At 43.1% G+C, this 20,726-nt stretch carries 15 protein-coding genes; all 15 read left to right on the top strand.

The annotated features are described in order from the left end of the window. Window positions 1–183 precede the first annotated feature (183 nt). The gene (recA, locus tag ACE4RR_RS01555) at window positions 184–1,224 is read left to right on the top strand and encodes a recombinase RecA (protein WP_375533634.1); all 1,041 of its coding nucleotides are present in this window, start codon (window positions 184–186) and stop codon (window positions 1,222–1,224) included. Between the two features lie 643 nt (window positions 1,225–1,867). Further along, window positions 1,868–3,433, top strand: a complete 1,566-nt coding sequence (gene rny, locus ACE4RR_RS01550; RefSeq protein WP_375533633.1) for a ribonuclease Y — start codon at window positions 1,868–1,870, stop codon at window positions 3,431–3,433. 120 nt (window positions 3,434–3,553) lie between these two features. Continuing rightward, the gene (locus ACE4RR_RS01545; protein WP_375533632.1) at window positions 3,554–4,348 is read left to right on the top strand and encodes a TIGR00282 family metallophosphoesterase; all 795 of its coding nucleotides are present in this window, start codon (window positions 3,554–3,556) and stop codon (window positions 4,346–4,348) included. 104 nt (window positions 4,349–4,452) lie between these two features. Next, window positions 4,453–4,713, top strand: a complete 261-nt coding sequence (locus tag ACE4RR_RS01540; RefSeq protein ID WP_375533631.1) for a stage V sporulation protein S — start codon at window positions 4,453–4,455, stop codon at window positions 4,711–4,713. Between the two features lie 509 nt (window positions 4,714–5,222). Beyond that, window positions 5,223–6,962 carry a 2-oxoacid:acceptor oxidoreductase subunit alpha gene (locus ACE4RR_RS01535; protein WP_375533630.1) on the top strand — a complete coding sequence of 580 codons (1,740 nt, stop codon included), beginning with the start codon at window positions 5,223–5,225 and terminating at the stop codon, window positions 6,960–6,962. Continuing rightward, window positions 6,963–7,829, top strand: a complete 867-nt coding sequence (locus ACE4RR_RS01530; protein ID WP_375533629.1) for a 2-oxoacid:ferredoxin oxidoreductase subunit beta — start codon at window positions 6,963–6,965, stop codon at window positions 7,827–7,829. Window positions 7,830–7,930: 101 nt separating this feature from the next. Continuing rightward, window positions 7,931–9,601, top strand: coding sequence for an ABC-ATPase domain-containing protein (locus ACE4RR_RS01525; protein ID WP_375533628.1), 1,671 nt, complete (start codon window positions 7,931–7,933; stop codon window positions 9,599–9,601). A gap of 134 nt (window positions 9,602–9,735) precedes the next feature. Then, on the top strand, window positions 9,736–11,352 hold the full coding sequence (gene miaB / locus ACE4RR_RS01520; protein WP_375533627.1) for a tRNA (N6-isopentenyl adenosine(37)-C2)-methylthiotransferase MiaB: 1,617 nt from the start codon (window positions 9,736–9,738) through the stop codon (window positions 11,350–11,352). Beyond that, a complete protein-coding gene (locus ACE4RR_RS01515; protein ID WP_375533626.1) occupies window positions 11,352–11,783 on the top strand; it encodes a YlbF/YmcA family competence regulator in 432 nt (143 codons plus the stop codon). Before miaB ends, ACE4RR_RS01515 begins: the two co-directional genes overlap by 1 nt. A 1,097-nt stretch (window positions 11,784–12,880) precedes the next feature. After that, entirely contained in the window at window positions 12,881–13,447 is a 567-nt protein-coding gene (cotE, locus tag ACE4RR_RS01510; RefSeq protein ID WP_375533625.1) for an outer spore coat protein CotE, read from the top strand. A gap of 112 nt (window positions 13,448–13,559) precedes the next feature. Continuing rightward, entirely contained in the window at window positions 13,560–16,145 is a 2,586-nt protein-coding gene (gene mutS, locus ACE4RR_RS01505) for a DNA mismatch repair protein MutS (protein ID WP_375533624.1), read from the top strand. 17 nt (window positions 16,146–16,162) lie between these two features. Continuing rightward, window positions 16,163–18,034 (top strand): DNA mismatch repair endonuclease MutL, encoded by a 1,872-nt coding sequence (mutL, locus tag ACE4RR_RS01500; RefSeq protein WP_375533623.1) that lies wholly within the window; start codon window positions 16,163–16,165, stop codon window positions 18,032–18,034. Window positions 18,035–18,300: 266 nt separating this feature from the next. After that, window positions 18,301–19,089, top strand: coding sequence for a class I SAM-dependent methyltransferase (locus ACE4RR_RS01495; protein ID WP_375533622.1), 789 nt, complete (start codon window positions 18,301–18,303; stop codon window positions 19,087–19,089). After that, window positions 19,086–20,030, top strand: coding sequence for a tRNA (adenosine(37)-N6)-dimethylallyltransferase MiaA (gene miaA, locus ACE4RR_RS01490; protein WP_375533621.1), 945 nt, complete (start codon window positions 19,086–19,088; stop codon window positions 20,028–20,030). The genes ACE4RR_RS01495 and miaA overlap by 4 nt, the downstream gene beginning before the upstream one ends. Window positions 20,031–20,060: 30 nt before the next feature. Beyond that, window positions 20,061–20,303: an RNA chaperone Hfq gene (hfq, locus tag ACE4RR_RS01485; protein WP_375533620.1), complete on the top strand. Its 243-nt coding sequence runs from the start codon at window positions 20,061–20,063 to the stop codon at window positions 20,301–20,303. Window positions 20,304–20,726: the final 423 nt, after the last annotated feature.

Raw genomic sequence — 20,726 nt, 5'->3', positions numbered from 1 at the left:
AACTATAAGAAAAAATACGAATAAATGTTCGCAAAAGTATTGGCAAATGATGAAAAACAAGTTATTATTAAGTAGGTGATAGAATGATACGGTCCTTCTTTCTAATGACCGTTTGAAATACACACGCACTGTTTGTTTCATGGGGACAACAATCAGTCAGAAAATGTGCGAAGGAGAGATAGTATGAATGAACGTAAGACAGCTCTGGATCATGCGTTAAGAAATATTGAAAAGCAGTTTGGAAAAGGCTCAATTATGAAGCTTGGAGAGCAGACAGACAGAAGGGTTTCCACCGTATCGAGCGGAGCGCTTGCAGTTGATATCGCCCTCGGTGTCGGCGGATATCCCAGGGGGAGAATCGTTGAAATTTACGGTCCGGAATCCTCTGGTAAAACGACCGTTGCTCTTCATGCGATTGCCGAGGTTCAGCGAAGCGGCGGCCAGGCAGCATTTATTGATGCGGAGCATGCGCTCGATCCGGCTTACGCCCAGAATCTGGGGGTCGACATTGACGAACTGCTTCTTTCTCAGCCTGATACGGGAGAACAGGCGCTGGAAATTGCAGAAGCTCTCGTGCGGAGCGGCGCAGTAGATATGATTGTTGTCGATTCTGTAGCAGCCCTCGTACCAAAAGCAGAGATTGAGGGTGAAATGGGCGATGCACACGTCGGGCTTCAGGCCAGGCTCATGTCGCAGGCGCTCCGAAAGCTTTCCGGAGCTATCAGTAAATCGAATTCCATCTGCGTGTTTATAAATCAAATTCGTGAAAAAGTCGGGGTTATGTTCGGAAACCCTGAAACAACTCCAGGGGGGCGCGCACTGAAATTTTACTCTTCAGTCCGTCTCGAGGTACGCCGTGCGGAAACCTTGAAACAAGGAAATGATATGGTCGGGAACAAAACAAGAATCAAGGTGGTAAAAAACAAAGTGGCTCCGCCATTTAAGCAGGCAGAAGTAGATATTATGTACGGCGAGGGAATTTCAAGAGAGGGATCTATCCTCGACATGGCCGCTGAGCTTGATATCGTCCAAAAAAGCGGTGCCTGGTATTCTTATGAGGGAGACCGCCTCGGACAGGGACGTGAAAATTCAAAGCAGTATCTGAAGGAAAACGAAGAAGTAACCTCAACAATTGAAGCTCAAATTCGTGATCATTATGATTTGAATAAGGCTCAAACAGAAGAAGGAAAAGAAGGTCTGCCCCTCGATAGCGAGGAAGCATAAAAAACGAATTTTCCGGTATGTTTTAAAAGACTCTTCTTAAATAAGTTAGAGCTGCTTAAGACGCACCCTATAATATGAATAGTTTAATGAAATGCATCTTAAAGATGACCGCGGTTTTACACCATGGTCATCTTTCTTATAGAATAGAAATGTACAAAATTTCAACTTCGATATCCAGCTGCCGGCCCCTGTGTCCAGTTTTTTCAAGGAGTCGGCACTATTCTTATAACCATTAATTTCGGGACTCTTCATCACCTTCTAAATAAATTCCTTGACATAAAATACAGATAAGCAAAATGTAAAAATCATTGTTCATTCTTTCGCTGTACAAATAATTTGTTATTGTGATCCAAGAAATTAAGACCGTTCATATGTTTCCATAATTCTTGAAAACCCTGTTAAATAAAGGTTTCCCCATGCTGGCAAGTCTTGACATGCCTTCACTGGGAAGATACAATAATATAGAACGCTGCTGTAATACAGCTGTTCTATGAATGTTTCTTAATGATTGGTGCAGCGTTACTGTGATGAGCGCGCACATTAAACATTCTTTATTAAGCAATGTTTTATGATTGAATTGAAACACTCCTTTCCAATGAAAAATGGAAAGAACACAAACAGATAGCAAGAGGAGGTGAAAAGAATGGATAGTATCTTTCTCATCTCCATTTTGCTGATTGTCGTTGCAGTCATTAGTGGGTTGATTGGTTATTTTATTCGTAAATCGACAGCTGAAGCTAAGATTTCCAGTGCCGAATACGCAGCCCGTCAGATCCTCGAAGACTCGGAAAGAAAAGCAGAGTCGAATAAAAAGGAAGCAATCCTCGAGGCAAAGGACGAAGCTCATAAGATTCGGGCTGAAGCAGAAGCGGATTTACGTGAAAGAAAGAATGAAGTTCAAAAGCAGGAAAACCGTTTAATGCACAAAGAAGAAAGTCTTGACCGCAGAAGTGAGCTCGTGGACAAGAAAGAAGAATCACTGGACAAACGCGAAGAAACTCTTGCCGACAAACAACGACAGGCAGAAGAAAATAATAGCAAAGTGGAGGAGATTTTATCCAGACAGAAACAAGAGCTTGAAAAGATATCCGGACTTACGAGAGAAGAAGCGCGGGATATAATTCTTACCGATATTCAGCAGGAGCTTGAGCACGAAACGGCAATTATGATCAAGGAGCACACAGAACGTGCCCGGGCTGAAGCCGATAAGAAATCGCGTCAGATTTTGTCGCTTGCTCTGCAGCGCTGTGCTGCTGATCACGTGGCAGAAACAACTGTCTCTGTAGTGAACCTTCCGAACGATGAAATGAAGGGGCGGATTATCGGGCGTGAAGGCAGGAATATTCGAGCACTCGAAACCTTAACAGGGATTGATTTGATCATTGACGATACTCCGGAAGCGGTTATTTTATCCGGTTTCGATCCAATCCGCAGAGAAGTTGCCAGAACGGCACTTGATAAACTTGTTCAGGACGGCCGAATCCATCCTGCCAGAATTGAAGAGATGGTGGAAAAATCTAGACGCGAGGTAGATGAACTGATAAGAGAATATGGAGAGCAGACAACATTTGAAATGGGAATACATGGCCTGCATCCTGATCTTATTAAAATTCTTGGACGTCTTAAGTTCCGGACGAGCTACGGCCAGAATGTATTGAAGCATTCAATGGAGGTTGCTCATTTGACTTCATTAATGGCGGCAGAGCTTGGAGAAGATCAGCAGCTCGCCAAACGTGCAGGTCTCCTTCATGATATCGGCAAAGCTATTGACCATGAAGTGGAAGGCAGCCACGTGGAAATAGGCGTGGAACTCGGACAGAAGTATAAAGAGCATCCGGTCGTAATTAACAGTATTGCCTCTCACCATGGAGACACAGAAGCTACTTCAGTTATCGCCTCACTCGTTGCAGCTGCAGATGCGCTGTCAGCGGCACGGCCTGGTGCGAGAAGAGAAACACTTGAAACGTACATCCGTCGTTTGGAAAAGCTCGAAGAAATTGCTGAATCCTTTGACGGGGTGGAGAAAACGTACGCTATTCAGGCGGGCCGGGAAGTCAGAATCATGGTGAAGCCTGATTTAGTGGATGATGTGCTCGCACATCGTCTGGCGAGAGATATAACTAAACGAATTGAGGATGAACTGGATTATCCTGGACATATTCGGGTGACCGTTATTCGAGAAACAAGAGCAGTCGAATATGCGAAATAAAGCGACGTTACGACGTCGCTTTTTTCTTTAGCAGGAAGACAGAATAAAGGTAAACGTTTAATATTCCTTCTGTCAAGTAAATAATGACGGATAGATTGCGAAGATGAAAGGAATTATGAAATGAAGCTAATGTTTATTGGAGATGTCGTCGGCTCTCCCGGCAGAAAAATGATAGATGAATATTTACCAAAACTGAAAAAAAAGTACAACCCTGCCGTTACAGTGGTAAATGGAGAAAATGCGGCGGGAGGAAAAGGAATTACTGAGAAAATCTATAAACGTTTTTTGGAAAAAGGGGCGCAGGCTGTGACGCTTGGGAACCACAGCTGGGACAATAAAGAGATTTTCTCGTTTATAGATAACGCTCCACTGTTGGTACGTCCTGCTAATTACCCGGACGGAACACCCGGCCAGGGCTATAAAATTATTAAGGTCAACCAGTTGGAAATAGGGATTATTAACCTGATGGGCCGTACATTTATGCCTGCTAACGATGACCCTTTCCGTAAAGCTGATGAAATTATTGAACAAATAAAAAAGCGGACGCCTATAATATTTGTCGATTTTCATGCAGAAGCCACGAGCGAAAAACAAGCGCTCGGCTGGTATTTAGATGGAAGAGTGTCAGCTGTGATCGGCACTCATACGCACGTGCAGACAGCTGACGAGAGAATTCTTCCGTCTGGCACAGCCTACCAGTCGGACGTCGGAATGACAGGGCCGCTAGATGGGATACTTGGGATGGAAAAGGAGAGTGTTCTTAACAAATTTTTAACAAATTTGCCAGTAAGGTTTGAAGTAGATAAAGGACGGGAACAATTAAACGGAATCCTAATACATTTCGATCCTTCGAACGGCAGAGCCCAAGCGGCAGAGCGCATTCATATCAGCGACGAAACTCCTTTTTACGAATAAAACAGTAAAATAGCGCAAAATTCTTTCTATTCACAGCAGGAATAAGCACGCTCCATCATGAATATAGTTAACGAGGGCTAGATCCCAACAAGGAGGTACTATAGATGGAAGTATTAAAAGTATCAGCTAAATCCACCCCTAATTCTGTTGCCGGCGCTCTTGCAGGAGTTATTCGAGAAAGAGGGGCAGCAGAAATTCAAGCAATCGGAGCAGGCGCCCTGAATCAATCCATCAAGGCTGTTGCTATTGCGAGAGGCTTTGTGGCTCCAAGCGGTATTGATCTTGTTTGTATCCCTGCGTTTACGGACATTGAGATTGATGGGGAAGAAAGAACAGCTATTAAATTGATTGTAGAACCCCGCTGAAGAATATTATAGGAATAAACAAAAACCGGCTGCATTTAAAGCCGGTTTTTTATTTTGACTTGAATGAAATTCATTTTTTACAAAATACGGCGGGTTCTTTGAACATTGGTTCGGCTATTTGCTCCAAGCAGCGAGCTGGTTTCCGCCAACCATTCAAAAAAAGTGAAAAATAACAAAAAAACGGATCTCCTGTCCGCCTGCACCGCGTGGACCTTCTTAAGAAAAAGCTAAGGGCTAGTGAGTAAAGGAGCTGACGCTTTTCGTACTGACTCAACAATAGTTGTATTTTTCAAAAAACCTTTGAATCTGATAGGATTACTCTGTTATAATCAATATACATAGATACAGTAATGAGAAAACGGATAGATTAATTTAACAAACCTTGCTTTTTCAGCCTGTTCATTCTAAGATGAAAAAGTGCCCGCTTTGACCGAAGAGCAGCAAGAAAAACTTGCTGCTATAGCTATATACACGAGAGAGAGAAAGTAGTTTGGAAAGGATGAGAGAGCATGATAGAACAACTTTCATGGAAAGTTGGTGGCCAGCAGGGGGAAGGAATTGAAAGTACTGGGGAAATCTTTTCCGTTGCGTTAAACCGTCTTGGTTATTATTTGTATGGATACCGTCATTTCTCTTCAAGAATTAAAGGTGGACATACTAATAATAAAATCAGAGTCAGCACAAGCCAGATTAATTCAATTTCTGACGATCTTGATATTTTAGTAGCTTTTGATCAAGAAACGATCGATGTCAATTATTCAGAGCTTCGAAATGGCGGGATTGTCATCGCGGATTCAAAGTTTAATCCAGTCGTTCCGGAGAACGGCAAAGCAGTGCTTTATGATGTTCCATTTACAGAGATTGCTAATGAGCTTGGAACTTCATTAATGAAAAATATGGTGGCTGTGGGTGCGTCCAGTGCCATTCTGGGAATATCCACTGAGAATTACCAGGAAGTCGTCGAAGAAATCTTTAGCAAAAAAGGCGAAGCAGTCGTTGAAAAAAATATGAACGCCGTGCGAGAAGGCGCTGCGCAATTTCAAAAGCAGGCAGGCGGAAATGTAGAGAATTTCCGATTGAATAAAGCAGATGGCAATAAGAGGATGTTTATGATCGGTAATGACGCCATAGGTCTCGGCGCTATTGCAGGCGGGTCTCGATTCATGGCGGCTTATCCTATTACTCCGGCTTCTGAGATTATGGAATACTTAATTAAAAAATTTCCTGATTTTGGCGGCACAGTCATTCAGACAGAGGATGAGATTGCAGCAGCAAACATGGCAATTGGAGCAAACTACGGTGGTGTCCGATCCTTTACCGCTTCAGCTGGGCCTGGTTTATCACTAATGACGGAAGCGATTGGGTTATCCGGCATGACAGAAACGCCTCTTGTTATTGTCGACACTCAACGGGGAGGACCAAGCACCGGCCTTCCTACAAAGCAGGAACAGTCAGACATGATGGCGATGCTTTATGGGACACACGGGGAGATTCCGAAAATTGTTATTGCTCCAAGTACTGTTCAGGAAGCGTTTTATGATACAATCCAGGCCTTTAATCTCGCAGATGAATACCAATGCCCTGTCATTTTAATGACAGACCTTGCACTTTCCCTTGGAAAGCAGACAGTTGAACCTCTAGATTATAATAAAATCAAAATTGAGCGCGGCAGGTTGAACAGCGGTGAAGAGTTTGAAGAACAAGCGCCGGGAGATTATTTTAAGAGGTATGCGGACACAGCTGATGGAATTTCAGAACGTGTCCTTCCAGGTACGAAAAATGGGATTTTTCACGTCACTGGTGTAGAACATGATGAAATGGGAAAACCTTCTGAAAATCCCGAAAACCGTGTCACTCAGATGGATAAGCGTCTAAAAAAGACGAAGAATCTTTCGTTACGGTTTGAAGAGCCGGTACATGTGGAAGCAAATCATGATGAAGCTGATTTATTAATTATCGGAATCAACTCCACCCGTGGTACTATTAAAGAAGCTATGCCCCGGCTCGAGAAAGAAGGTTTTAAAGTGAATCATGCTCATATCCGGCTTCTTCATCCTTTCCCGGAGAAAGAGTTACTTGAACAGCTGAACAAAGCTAAAAAAGCAGTCGTCATTGAAAATAACGCTACCGGTCAGCTCGGGCAGATTATCCGCCTGAATACCGGCGTAAAAGTGGAAAATATATTGAAGTACGATGGAAACCCGTTTCTTCCGTCCGAAATTCACAGCAAGTGCAGGGAGGTTTTGTAAATGGCAACTTTTAAAGATTTCAGAAATAAAGTAAAGCCTAACTGGTGCCCAGGATGCGGTGACTTTTCCGTACAGGCCGCCATCCAGCGGGCCGCTGCCAATGTCGGGCTAGAGCCTCATGAGCTCGCTGTGATTACCGGGATCGGCTGTTCAGGACGTGTGTCGGGTTATGTGAATGCCTATGGTTTTCACGGGGTTCATGGACGTGTGCTTCCCCTTGCCCAGGGTGTCAAAATGGCGAACCGCGACTTAACTGTTGTTGCCTCCGGCGGAGACGGAGACGGATTTGCGATTGGAATGGGGCATACCATTCATTCAATCCGCAGAAATATTAATATGACGTATATTGTCATGGATAACCAGATATACGGATTAACAAAAGGGCAGACCTCCCCCCGCAGTGAGATGGGATTTAAGACCAAAAGCACGCCGGGAGGCTCAATTGAATCATCTTTAAATGTGATGGAAGCAGCCTTAACCGCAGGCGCTACATTTGTTGCGCAGAGCTTTTCAAGCGACTTAAAGGAACTGACATCTTTAATTGAGGAAGGAATCAATCATAACGGATTTTCCCTGATCAATGTTTTCAGTCCATGTGTTACATTTAATAAAGTGAACACTTATGATTGGTTTAAGGAAAATTTGACAAAATTGGATACAATTGAAAATTATGATTCTTCCAACAGGATCTTAGCCATGCAGACATTAATGGAAAATGAAGGTCTTGTCACCGGCCTTATTTATCAGGATAAAGAAAAGCTGTCATATCAGGATCTTATCAGCGGATACAAAGAGACCCCTCTTTCCGATGACAATCTTGAACTTGACCGTGAAAAATTTGAACAGCTTGCAAGTGAATTTATGTAAACAAAAATGCAGGACCGGGATTCTTCTCCGGTCCTGTTTTGATGTTTGCGCAGCCTCACATGAGGTAATATCACTCTCAGATACGAGAAAGGAGACAGGACATGAAGCAATTAATACAACATTTAAACCGAATAGATCGAAAAGGTTACAAAGCATACAACGATATTAAAGGACGCTATTCATTTCCCAATTTTACTCTTCATATTGATCATATCCAGCCCGATCCCTATGCGAGTCCTTCAAGAATAAGGATAAGTGTGGGAAGGCAGCTGCTTTCTCTAGGCGCAGAGGCGGATAGCAGCCAGCAAAGAAGGGTGGCTTCTGTTGATTTCTTTGCTAAAGAAATTCAGCTTGCCCTGAAAAAACAGAGAAGCAGCAGTCTGCAAATTGACGGACCCGGCCAGGAAATTCTCGATCGCACAGCAGTTCTGATAAGGGAGAAAGAAATAGAAATTAGAATGTCGGTTCACCTTCCGGCAAGAGGAAGAACGATCCTTGGGAAAGAAGCCGTCCAGCTTTTAAGCAGAGATCTTCCTAAAATTCTGGAGACAGCAGTGCTCCACTATTCTGCTGATAAGCTCCGGGCACAGCTGGAGCTGGCAGATCAGCAGCAGGCCATTCGTGAATTTTTAATAGAGAACGGACTGATTACCTTTATTGCAGAAGACTCTGTTCTGCCCAGAGAGAGCGGGATAAGTAATCGACCGCTTAAAGAAAACGCTGTATCTTTTCAGTCGCCGGACAGTATGCGAGTGGAAATACCGCTGCCACATAGACCTCCTATTAGAGGTATGGCTGTAAAAGAAGGTATTAATATTATCGTCGGGGGCGGTTATCATGGAAAAAGCACCTTATTAGAAGCAATTGAACGAGGAGTATATAACCATCGCAGCGGGGACGGAAGAGAATTTGTTATTACCCGGGCAGGCGCATGCAAAGTGCGGGCAGAGGACGGCCGAAGTGTCGCGGGAGTGAATATTTCTCCATTTATCTCTAATCTTCCCATAGATAAATCAACGGATTCTTTTAGTACTGATAATGCCAGCGGAAGTACTTCCCAGGCTGCTAATATTATGGAAAGTCTCGAAGCCGGAACAAACTGCTTATTAATTGATGAGGATACGAGTGCGACCAATTTTATGATCCGTGATGGAAGAATGCAGGCGCTCGTGGCAAAAGATAAGGAACCGATTACTCCATTTATAGATAAAGTTAATTCCCTCTACACCGATCATGGAGTCTCCACCATTTTGGTAGTCGGCGGGGCAGGTGACTATTTTGATGTGGCTGATTCGGTGGTGATGCTTGAGGAGTACCGCCCGACTGATGTGACAAAAAAAGCAAAAGAAATTGCGGCTCTCTATGGTTCTTCACGGCAGATGGAGGCCGGAAGCAATTTCGGTCCAATTTCCGAAAGAGTTATTCAGACGAACTGCTTTCAGTCGAAAAAAGGAAAGAAAAGTAAAGTGGCTGCGAAAGGAAAACAGACGATTTTATATGGACGAGATGCAATAGATCTTACCGGGGTAGAGCAGCTTTTAAACAGCTCCCAGACGAATGCGATTGCGAACATGATACAGTATGCCTGCAGATATCTGGAGGAAAATGCATCGATGGAGGAAGTATTACAATTCCTCGAAGCAGAAGTCTCAGAATATGGACTTGATCGAGTCTCTCCATTTTTTGGTTCTCATCCTGGGGATATGGCAATGCCGAGACGATATGAAATAGCGGCTGCCATTAATCGTCACCGGCGCCTTGTTGTTAATTAAAGCGGCTTCTTTTTTATTTCATTGAAATCTGAACAACGGCTGCAGTCGCGGAAACGGTTGTTTTCCAGGTGTATACGGGGTATAATTTTATATTGGACCTTCTCCATTTTGCGAGAATGAAAGGAGAGCTGATCATGAACGAAGAACAGCGTAAGCAGCAAATGGGTGAAACGCGAGACAACCATGCAGCGTCTGATAAAACGACTGCTTCCAATAAAGATTTTAGTAAATATTTCGATTTTTCCAATGCCAGCATGGAAGAAAACAGTGATGGAAAACAATACATGAAAATCGGCGGGCGCAGTATTTTAATTAATGACCAGCCGGATTATAAAAAAGGAAAACGGCGTGGAAAAGAAGATGTCGAAGTGCATTATGATTTCTCCATCCCATCTGAAATGAGAGCGATCGGATCCGGAAAAAAATATTTGATCCGCACTTATGGCTGTCAGATGAATTATCATGACACCGAAAATATGGCAGGAATTCTTGAGGATATGGGATTTATCGCCACAGATGAAGCCGAGGATGCCGATGTTATTTTCTTAAACACATGTGCGATCCGTGAAAATGCTGAAAATAAGGTGTTTGGAGAAGTCGGTCATTTAAAGCATTTGAAAAAAGAGAAGCCTGAATTAATTTTAGGAGTCTGCGGCTGCATGTCACAGGAGGAGTCAGTCGTAAATAAAATTATGAACAAACATCAGCATGTCGACCTCATCTTCGGCACCCACAATATTCACCGCCTTCCTCACTTGTTAAAGGATGCAATCCAGGGCAAGGAAATGGTGATCGAAGTCTGGTCTAAAGAAGGCGATGTAGTAGAGAATATGCCGAGAAAACGAGTTGGCAAAACGCAGGCCTGGGTGAATATTATGTATGGCTGTGATAAGTTCTGTACGTATTGCATTGTGCCTTATACTCGCGGAAAGGAAAGAAGCCGGCTCCCTGAGGATATTATTGCGGAGGTGCGCGACCTGGCCCGCCAAGGCTATAAGGAAATTACGCTGCTTGGACAAAATGTGAATGCCTACGGAAAAGACCTGGACAAAGACTATGGGCTGGGTCATCTCATGGATGAAATCCGAAAAATTGATATCCCGCGTGTTCGATTTACGACCAGCCATCCTCGTGATTTCGATGACCATCTTATTGACGTACTCGCCAAAGGCGGAAATCTGGTGGAACACATTCACCTGCCGGTCCAGTCGGGGAACAGTAAAGTATTAAAGCTGATGGCGAGAAAGTACACGAGAGAAAGCTATACGGAGCTTGCCCGCAAGATTAAAAAAGCCATGCCGAATGCTTCGTTTACGACGGATATTATTGTAGGATTTCCAAATGAGACAGAAGAACAATTTCAGGATACACTGACCCTTATGCGGGAAATGGACTATGACAGTGCCTTTACGTATATCTACTCCCCTCGTGACGGCACACCGGCTGCAAAAATGCAGGATAATGTGCCAATGGAAGTAAAAAAAGATAGACTAGCTCGCTTGAATGCAGTTGTCAATGAGATTTCCGCAAGAAGAAATAAAGAACTTGAAGGGCAGACAGTAGAGGTACTTGTCGAAGGGGAAAGCAAAAAAAATGCAGATATTCTTTCCGGGAGGACCCGTACGAATAAGCTGGTGAATTTCCAAGGGCCGAAATCATGTATTGGTAAGATCGTCTATGTTACGATTACTAAAGCTAAAACATGGAGTCTTGATGGAAATATGACAGAAATGGCAGAGGTGCAAAGCTGATGAGTGAGACGATTTATTCAAAAAAAGAAGTGCTCGGTAAAGCGCGTGAACTCGGAAAAATGATAGCAGAAACAGAAGAAGTTGACTTCTTTAAGCGCGCAGAAGAACAGATTAATCGAAATTTAAAAGTGCAGGAATTAATTGGGAAGATAAAAAAGAAACAAAAAGAAGCAGTAAACCTGCAGCATTATGAAAAAACTGAGGCACTGAAAAAGGTAGAACAACAGATTGATGATCTAAATGCTGAAATTGATGATATTCCACTCGTGCAGGAGTTTAAACAGAGTCAAACCGATGTAAACCAGCTTCTGCAGCTGGTATCTACTACAATTTCCAATACAGTAACTGATGAAATTATAGAATCTGCTGGAGGAGACAAGCTCCAGGGTACGACGACGAAAAATCCATTTATGAATATTGAGCAAAAATAATAAAGAGGCTTGGACAAATTAAAAATAGTCTCTTGAAAGACGAATATTAAAATCCTTGAACGAGAAAATAGATCCAATGCGCAGTCAAATTCCTAGACTGCTGGTCGATTAGAACAACAGGTCACGTCCTGTGGCCAACATCGCTACCAGCACGGTCCTGTGCGTCGCAGGACAGCACGAGTCTCAAGTCTCCATTGGCAGTGTTCTTTCTGCCGGGGAGGCTTGAGCCGTGCCTGTGGAAAGCGAAGCGTTTTGACGGAGCATTTTATGAAAACTCAAGAGTAACAAACAATCCAGACAGATACAGTAGAATCGTCTGGATTTTGCGTAAAAAATTTACTTTTGTCCCATCCGCTTTTATAAAACAGAGAAAGTTTGGGTTTTGTTGATTTCATCCCTGCAGGTGGACGCTTTCCGCGGGGCTTGTCTTCAACTAATTCTGCCTCAGCGATGCTTCGGCAGAATGGATTTTCAGACTGCGCTGATCTCAACGGAGTCGCCGCCTTCCGTTCTTCAATCGAAGAATAAACGCCATAAGGATGCTAAAAATACTTCTCTAAAGATATGTAGACGATGAGTAAAAAGCTTTGGTTGTCAAATTTCGGCAACGCAACGCAAACCAAGTTATTAAGTTCCACTGCCGTCTGATATGAACAATAATTATTCCTTTACATAAAGAAAGAAATGATTGATTAGATAGGAGCAAGCGAGAGGCCTGGTGAATTAATCGGCCACGTCCTGTGGCAAACATCGACACTAGCGCCCACTTGAGACGTGCCTGTGGGAAACGAAGCATTTTGACGAGCATTTACTAAAAACTTAAGGGGTAACAAACAATCTAGACAGATTCAGTAGAATCGTCTGGATTTTGCTTAAAAAATTCACTTTTGTCCCAGCCACCTTTTTAATTTTAAATTATAATTTCACGTACCGTAATTTATTAAGAATATTTTTAGGATAAGCAGCGTATGTATGAACGAGAAATCAAAATAAAAAGACAACATAGACATTTGCCATGCATATAGTGGAAGCATGAGCACTGTAAATGCGACCATTCTGGCACGGCATTTACACATACAATTAAAGGAGGGCAAGGCATGCCGTCGGAAAAACAAAACGTACGATATCGGGAGATTGTGACCAAAGCAGTCTGTGGAAAAGGGAGAAAGCACTGTAAAGATACTCACGTCATCAAGCCTCCTCAAAAGCCTAGCAGCATTTTAGGATGCTGGATCATTAATCATAAGTATGAAGCGGACAGAAAAGGTGACTCTGTAGAAATTATCGGCAGCTATGATATCAATGTATGGTATTCATACGATGATAATACGAAAACAGATGTTACAACTGAAAATGTAGCATACACAGAGGTACTTCCGCTTGCTATGAAGCAGAAGGAATGGATCAGCGACGATGTAGATGTCATTGCCAGAACAATTAAACAGCCGAATACTCTAGAAGCGACGATTGGGGAGAAAGGCAAGGATGTAAAAGTAGAAGTGGAAAAAGAATTTGCCGCCGAAGTTGTCGGAGAAACAAAGGTATGCATTCAAGTACATGATGATGAAGAAGATGATGATTATAAAAATATTAAATGGGAAGAGCAAGTGGCTGATGAAGAACTAAAAGATATTAATACGGACTTCTTAAAGGATAAAAAATAATCATACTTTCAAGCCTTTTGTCCAGATGGAGAAAGGGCTTTTTTTTACTTTCATAATAACCTTGTGTGATATAATAACGGCAGACGCATCCTATGAGTTGGAGGAATCCATTGTGCCAGAGGAAACACCGATGATGAAGCAGTACAAAGCAATTAAAGCTGAATATGAGGACGCCTTTTTATTTTACCGGCTCGGAGATTTTTACGAGCTGTTTTTTGATGATGCCATAAAAGCAGCTCAGGAGCTGGAGATAACGTTGACAAAGAGGGGAACGAATAAAGGAGAAGACATTCCGATGTGCGGGGTCCCCTATCATTCCGCCGAGAGCTATATAGCTTCTTTAATTGAAAAGGGATTTAAGATCGCCATTTGCGAGCAGACAGAGGACCCAAAAACGGCAAAAGGTGTTGTAAAGCGGGAAGTGGTTCAGATGATCACGCCCGGCACGGTTATGGAAGGTAAAGCCATTCAGGATAAAGAAAACAATTTCATCGGAGCGCTTCTCCCTTTTTCAGATCATACCGCAGCGTTCGTAAAAGCGGATTTAACAACAGGAGAAGCAGCGGCGGCACTTCTAACCTCTGATATGACAGAGTGGGAGAGAGAGTGGACAAGAGCGGGTATTAAAGAGCTCGTCGTTCCAGAAACATTTTCAAATGATGGACTTCCAAAGAACGAGCTTGTATTATCACCAGAGCCGAACTCATCACTTGACCCGGAATTTAATTCTGTCTGTGAACACCTACATAATGAAAAACTTTTAGAGGCAGTGGCACTGCTGACGAATTATTTTAAACGAACTCAAAAGCGGTCCTTTACCCATTTGCAGCCAGTGGAAACTTATGTACCGGCAGAAACGATGCAGCTTGATCTTCATTCAAGAAGAAATCTGGAGCTGACAGAAACCCTGCGTGATAAAACAAAGAAAGGTTCTCTGCTGTGGCTGATAGATAAATCGGTTACTGCGATGGGGGGCAGACTTGTTAAGAAATGGCTGGAGGAACCGCTCCTGCACCAGGACGCGATAGAGAACAGGTTGAGTATCGTCGAATTATTCTTAACGAGCTTTTTTGAAAGAGAGGATATTCGTACACATCTCCGTTATGTATACGATCTTGAGAGACTTGCAGGAAAAGTATCCTACGGTAACATTAATGCGCGCGAACTTGTGCAGCTGCGCCGTTCTCTTCAAGAACTTCCTGCCATTATTAACTTATTAAAAAATCTACAGCATGATATCCTGAATAAAAAAGCAGCAGAGATGGAGGATTTTTCAGAACTGCTGAAGCTCTTAGAAGAAAGTCTCGTAGATGAACCTCCGGTTTCGATTACTGAGGGCGGCATGTTTAAAGATGGATACCATCAAAAGCTCGATGAATACAATGCGGCAGGCCGGAACGGGAAAGAATGGATCTCTAAGCTTGAAAGGGAAGAACGGCAGGCTACAGGAATTAAATCGTTAAAAGTCAGGTTTAATAAAGTATTCGGCTATTATATTGAAGTAACAAAAGCAAACATCCAATACCTGCCGGAGGGCCGTTATGAAAGAAAACAGACATTAACGAATGCCGAGCGCTTTATAACGCCGGAGCTGAAGGAAAAAGAATCACTTATTCTTGGAGCTGAAGAAAACAGCACCGGGCTTGAATATGAGCTGTTTCTTGCATTAAGAGATCAAGTTAAAGCGTTTTTACAGCCGCTGCAAAAAACTGCAAAAGCGGTTAGTGAAATTGATGCCCTGCAGGGATTTTCTGTCGTGGCTGAGCAGAATCATTATGTGAGACCGGCCTTTACAAGCACACGTCATCTTTCAATAAAAGACGGCAGGCATCCAATTGTAGAGCGGATGCTTGACCAGGGAGAATATGTAGCAAATGATATTACTTTAAATGATAACCGTGAAATTCTTCTCGTTACCGGTCCTAATATGGCCGGTAAAAGCACCTATATGCGACAGACAGCTTTAATATCCATTATGGCTCAAACTGGATGTTTTGTTCCAGCTGATGAAGCTGTTCTTCCATTATTTGATCAAATATTTACAAGAATCGGCGCAGCTGATGACCTTGCTTCTGGTCAAAGTACTTTTATGGTCGAAATGCTTGAGACGAAGCATGCACTGGCTAAAGCAACTCCAGCAAGTCTAATACTGCTTGATGAAATCGGTAGAGGGACTTCTACATATGATGGTATGGCGCTCGCTCAGGCTATTGTAGAGTATATTCATGATGTAGTTGGAGCGAAAGCTCTTTTCTCTACTCATTATCATGAGCTTACGGTTCTTGAAGATAAGCTTACTACGTTGAATAACGTCCATGTTCGTGCGATTGAAGAAAATGGAGAGGTTGTATTTCTTCATAAAGTAGAGGAGGGTAAGGCTGATCGCAGCTATGGTATTTATGTAGCCAAACTTGCTGAACTCCCCGCAGCTGTTATCACCAGAGCCGAATCTTTACTTAAAGAGCTTGAAAGCAATAGTCATCGCCGTGCGCCTGAACCTCCTGCTCCGGAGCAGATCAACGGAGCAGCCTCTGGCACGGAACAGCTGCAGCTGTTTGAAGAACCTGTGCAGAAGCCTTCTGAGCACACATATGAAAAAATTATCTCTGACCTTTTAAAAACAGACGTCCTGCATATGTCCCCAATCGAAGCGATTGAGAAGCTTTATAAGTATCAGCACAAGCTTCGCGCTAAGTAAAAGGAGGCACAGAACTAATGAACAAAATCAGAAAATTATCGGACGACCTTTCTAATAAGATTGCGGCAGGAGAAGTGGTCGAGCGTCCAGCTTCTGTCGTAAAGGAACTCGTTGAGAATGCTCTCGATGCAGGCAGCTCCCGTATACAAATAAGCCTGGAAGAAGGAGGCTTATCATCGATTCGAGTTGTAGATAACGGAAATGGCATGGAACGAGAAGATGCAGAGCTTGCCTTTCTGCGGCACGCTACCAGTAAAATAAAAACAGAAAATGATCTTTTCAGAATTGCATCTTTTGGATTCCGGGGAGAAGCGCTGCCGAGTATTGCTGCTGTGTCAACGCTTGATTTAGTGACTGGTACTGGAAAAGGTCCGGGGACGCTTATACGTTACCAGGGAGGAAAAAGAATTGCCTTTACATCTTCAAAAAGTAGAAAAGGGACAGATATAACTGTAAAAAATTTATTTTTTAATACGCCTGCCCGTTTAAAATATATGAAGACCATAAATACAGAAGTGGGCAATCTCACGGATGTAATTAACCGGCTTGCCCTGGCAGAGCCCGGCGTGTCTTTTGAATTATCCCATAACGGCCGACGTCTTCTATTTACGAATGGAAATGGAGATATGCGTGCTGTTATTGCCGCTATCTATGGAATGAACACTGCCAGACAATTTCTGCAGGTGAAGCATTCATCGCTTGATTATACTATCGAAGGTTATGCTGCGAAACCTGAGACAAACCGGGCTTCACGTCAATATATATCTACTTTTATTAATGGCAGGTTTGTAAGGCATTTCCCTATTGTAAAGGCAATTGAACGGGCGTATCATACGCTGCTTCCGATCGGCAGGTATCCAATTGTCATTTTAAAAGTGACAATGGATCCAGTCCTTGTAGATGTCAATGTACATCCTGCCAAGCTTGAGGTACGTCTCAGTAAAGAAAAAGAACTCCTTGAAGAGATTGAATATATTCTAAAGCAGACGATCTCTTCTCAGCCACTCATACCAAATATGGACCAAAAAAGAGCCAAAAAACCTCAGTCTGAGCAATTAGCGTTTGTGCTTGAGAAGGAGAAGAAGCAAAATGATGGAGGCGTGAAGCCGACAAAACCAGAAACACCTTCATATGTGAAAAGTAAGTATCAGACTCCATCGATGATAAACGAGACTGAAGATTTACTGAATGAACAGTCAACGTATGCTTCTATAAAAGAGAATTCTGCAGTTCAGGAAAAAAAGCATTCAGTTGACAGGGCACCATACGAAGAAGATAGTGATCGTACGAAGCCTGAGCAGAATGGGACGGTCCCGGAATTTGAACCAATCGGTCAGCTCCATGGCACATATATTCTTGCCCAAAATCATGAAGGTCTTTATATTATTGACCAGCACGCAGCTCAAGAGCGGATTTATTATGAATTCTTTCGCCAAAAAATAGGAGAAACTCCAAATCAGCTTCAAGATCTAATGGTTCCTGTCACAATGGAGCTATCGGCGAGAGAAGAACAAATATTAGAAGCGCATCTGGAGGAATTAGAAAAAGTTGGCGTGTTTCTTGAACCATTTGGTGTGAGAACCTACAGAATAAGGAGCCATCCGACGTGGTTTCCGAAAGGTCAAGAGGAAAGCACCATCCGAGAGCTGCTTCAGCAGCTGCTTGACGCCAAAAAGGTTAATATCGCAAAGCTGTTAGAGGAAGCTGCAATTCTCATGTCATGTAAAGCAGCGATTAAAGCGAACCGTTATTTGCGCGAGGATGAAATGACGGTCCTGATCAAGGATCTAAGGGCATGTGTTGATCCATACACGTGTCCGCACGGCAGGCCGATCATTATCCATTTTTCAAGCTATGATATGGAAAAAATGTTTAAGCGTGTTATGTAGCTGTCTTTCAATAGTTTGTCACAATTTCAAACTAAACTAGCATGCTGCACGTGATATAATGCAGGGAAAAGAGTATTATGGAGGGAATCTTTACATGACACCATTGGATCTCGTTGTTATTTTAGGTGTATCCGCATTTATTGTGATCGTCAGTTTGATTATGGCCGTTTATATGCTCAAGCAGTCCCAATCTGATAACTAATTAAAAAGGCGTGAATACGCCTTTTTTTACTTTCTTTGGAGAATATAATCACGAGGAGTGCGCCATGATTATTACGACTACCATAAAAGCCGCTGAAAATGTACGAGAAGAAGCCAGGATGCTCGCGAAGAACTGGGACTCTTCTTATATGGATCGTAAAAAACGGTCGATTTTAAAATGGAAATCAGACACTTCACAGGATATATATATTGTTGGGCCGGTCCGCGATACATGGCATTCTCGTAAATCAGACGAGGCGTTCTTTTTTCATCCAGGAATGTCGTGGCTGCGGACGAGGAGACTTGCGGCAGGGGGACATGACCCTTTAATTGAAGCTGCAGGGCTCAAACGCGGAATGTCCTTTTTAGACTGTACGCTTGGCCTCGGCTCAGACAGTATCATTGCGAGCTTTATAACGGGAGATTCGGGACATGTGACAGCCCTCGAATCAAAAAAGGAAATCGCTCGGGTAGTGGAAAAAGGTTTAAAATTTTGGACGGAAACCGATGATAATTTTAACAGAGCGATGCGGCGAATTTCTATTGTAACGGAAAATTATCTATCTTTCTTAGAGAAACAGCCGGACAATTTGTATGATGTTATTTATTTTGATCCGATGTTTGACTTTCCTGTGGAGAGTTCTCGCTCATTGAATCCGCTGAGAGCAGCAGCCTCTTATGAAAAATTAAATGAAAATACGGTTACTGAAGCGAAAAGAGTGGCGAAAAAACGAGTAGTCTGGAAACGTAACATACGCTCGCAGTCCAATTATTTAGGTTTCTCTGTTCCAAAGCGGCGGCATGCCTCCACAGAATATGCTGTTATTGAGCTGAAGAAAGGTGGTCAGGTATGAGCAAGAGAGTTATAGCTGTAGTAGGTCCCACGGCGGTAGGGAAGACAGCAGCCGGTATTGAGATAGCACGCCGTTTTCGTGGTGAAATCATCAGCGGGGACTCTATGCAGATTTATAAAGGACTCGATATTGGGACAGCCAAGGCTACTGTACAAGAACAGCAGATGATTCCTCATCACTTAATCGACCTCCTTGTACCTGGTGAATCTTTTTCAGCAGCAGACTTTCAAAAACAGGCTGAAGAATTGATCCACACTATCACTAATAAAAATAAAATTCCAGTAATCGTTGGCGGCACCGGATTTTATATTCGCTCACTAACCGGAAATCTAACATTTCATAATACAGCTGCTGACATAACATTTCGAATAGAGCTTGAAAAGTACGCAGCAGAGTATGGAGCGAAAGCATTGCATACAAAACTTGAATTAGTGGACCCGGTAAGCGCAGAATCCATCCATCCGAACAATGTTAAAAAAGTGATCCGAGCACTGGAAATTAATCACTATTCCGGCAGTCATAAACGCACGTTTGCACATCAAGAAAAGAATGCTCCTAATAACGATATAACATTGATTGGTTTGACGATGGAACGAGAGCTTTTATACAATAGAATTAATGAGCGTGTGGATAAGATGATAAAAGCCGGGGTCGTGGAAGAAGCGAGATGGCTTTTTGAAAATATTTCTCCTCAGTCCCAAGCAGCTCAGGCGATAGGATATAAAGAATTTTTTCCCTATTTTACAGGGGATATATCCCTGAACGATGCAGTCGATTTATTAAAAAGAAATTCGAGGCGTTACGCGAAACGTCAGCTTACCTGGTTTCGTAACAAAGAACAAGTGGAATGGTTTGATGTAACAAAAAAGGATTTCAGGAAAATAATTACGGAAATTATTCAGTATTTGGAAGGAAAAAAATTTTTATCGTCGAATACTTAGAATTAGAGATGGATGAGGAGGACGAAAGCAATGAAGCAGCCAGTAAATATCCAGGACCAATTTTTAAATACGCTTAGAAAAGAAAAGATCCCAGTAACTGTCTTTTTATTAAACGGCTTTCAGCTGCGGGGTCACGTCAAAGCATTTGATAATTTCACTGTTGTTTTGGATAGTGACGGCAAGCAGCAGCTGGTTTATAAACACGCTATTTCCACTTTTTCTCCGCAGCGGAACGTCCAGCTTCAGACCGAAGCGGATTCGAATAACGCATAGTGTTCTCCTGCCATACCTGATGGCAGCAAGCTCCCGGTTTAGCCCGGGAGCTTTTTAAGTGTGCCCGGCATGCGCACACGCTATAGGGTTTAAGTCCCGAACGGTGAAGGTCGTTGTAGCCGTTAGCCAAAGGCAAGGGTGTCCATCGTGAGGTGGAATCTGAAGGAAGCTGGAGGCAAATCTCCGATCCGAGGAACACGAATCTCATACCAGGCTGTCCTTCTTGGATGAGACTGCTTAACAAGTCAAAGTCCGAAAAAGGGACGGGCAGTAAATGAGGCGGGTACATGGAGAGGAAGTCTGTGCGCTTACCCGGGGAGGTCTGATTGGCACGCCGTACTCTTGCGGTAACCGGCTTCGAAAGAAGCCGCTGAACGATCAGAAGTCAGCCGAAGCCATAGTACCATGCGGTACTAGTCCGTT

The sequence above is a fragment of the Alteribacillus sp. HJP-4 genome, assembly GCF_042139015.1.
Classification (GTDB): Bacteria; Bacillota; Bacilli; order Bacillales; family Marinococcaceae; genus JBHIKY01.
The sequence above is the reverse complement of the archived record's forward strand: the minus strand, read 5'-3'. Positions and strand labels throughout refer to the sequence as shown.

Bases quoted from the DNA above. Each gene is read 5' to 3' on its own strand.
- recA (WP_375533634.1), top strand. From the start codon at position 184: ATGAATGAACGTAAGACAGCTCTGGATCATGCGTTAAGAAATATTGAA.
- rny (WP_375533633.1), top strand. From the start codon at position 1,868: ATGGATAGTATCTTTCTCATCTCCATTTTGCTGATTGTCGTTGCAGTC.
- ACE4RR_RS01545 (WP_375533632.1), top strand. From the start codon at position 3,554: ATGAAGCTAATGTTTATTGGAGATGTCGTCGGCTCTCCCGGCAGAAAA.
- ACE4RR_RS01540 (WP_375533631.1), top strand. From the start codon at position 4,453: ATGGAAGTATTAAAAGTATCAGCTAAATCCACCCCTAATTCTGTTGCC.
- ACE4RR_RS01535 (WP_375533630.1), top strand. From the start codon at position 5,223: ATGATAGAACAACTTTCATGGAAAGTTGGTGGCCAGCAGGGGGAAGGA.
- ACE4RR_RS01530 (WP_375533629.1), top strand. From the start codon at position 6,963: ATGGCAACTTTTAAAGATTTCAGAAATAAAGTAAAGCCTAACTGGTGC.
- ACE4RR_RS01525 (WP_375533628.1), top strand. From the start codon at position 7,931: ATGAAGCAATTAATACAACATTTAAACCGAATAGATCGAAAAGGTTAC.
- miaB (WP_375533627.1), top strand. From the start codon at position 9,736: ATGAACGAAGAACAGCGTAAGCAGCAAATGGGTGAAACGCGAGACAAC.
- ACE4RR_RS01515 (WP_375533626.1), top strand. From the start codon at position 11,352: ATGAGTGAGACGATTTATTCAAAAAAAGAAGTGCTCGGTAAAGCGCGT.
- cotE (WP_375533625.1), top strand. From the start codon at position 12,881: ATGCCGTCGGAAAAACAAAACGTACGATATCGGGAGATTGTGACCAAA.
- mutL (WP_375533623.1), top strand. From the start codon at position 16,163: ATGAACAAAATCAGAAAATTATCGGACGACCTTTCTAATAAGATTGCG.
- ACE4RR_RS01495 (WP_375533622.1), top strand. From the start codon at position 18,301: ATGATTATTACGACTACCATAAAAGCCGCTGAAAATGTACGAGAAGAA.
- miaA (WP_375533621.1), top strand. From the start codon at position 19,086: ATGAGCAAGAGAGTTATAGCTGTAGTAGGTCCCACGGCGGTAGGGAAG.
- hfq (WP_375533620.1), top strand. From the start codon at position 20,061: ATGAAGCAGCCAGTAAATATCCAGGACCAATTTTTAAATACGCTTAGA.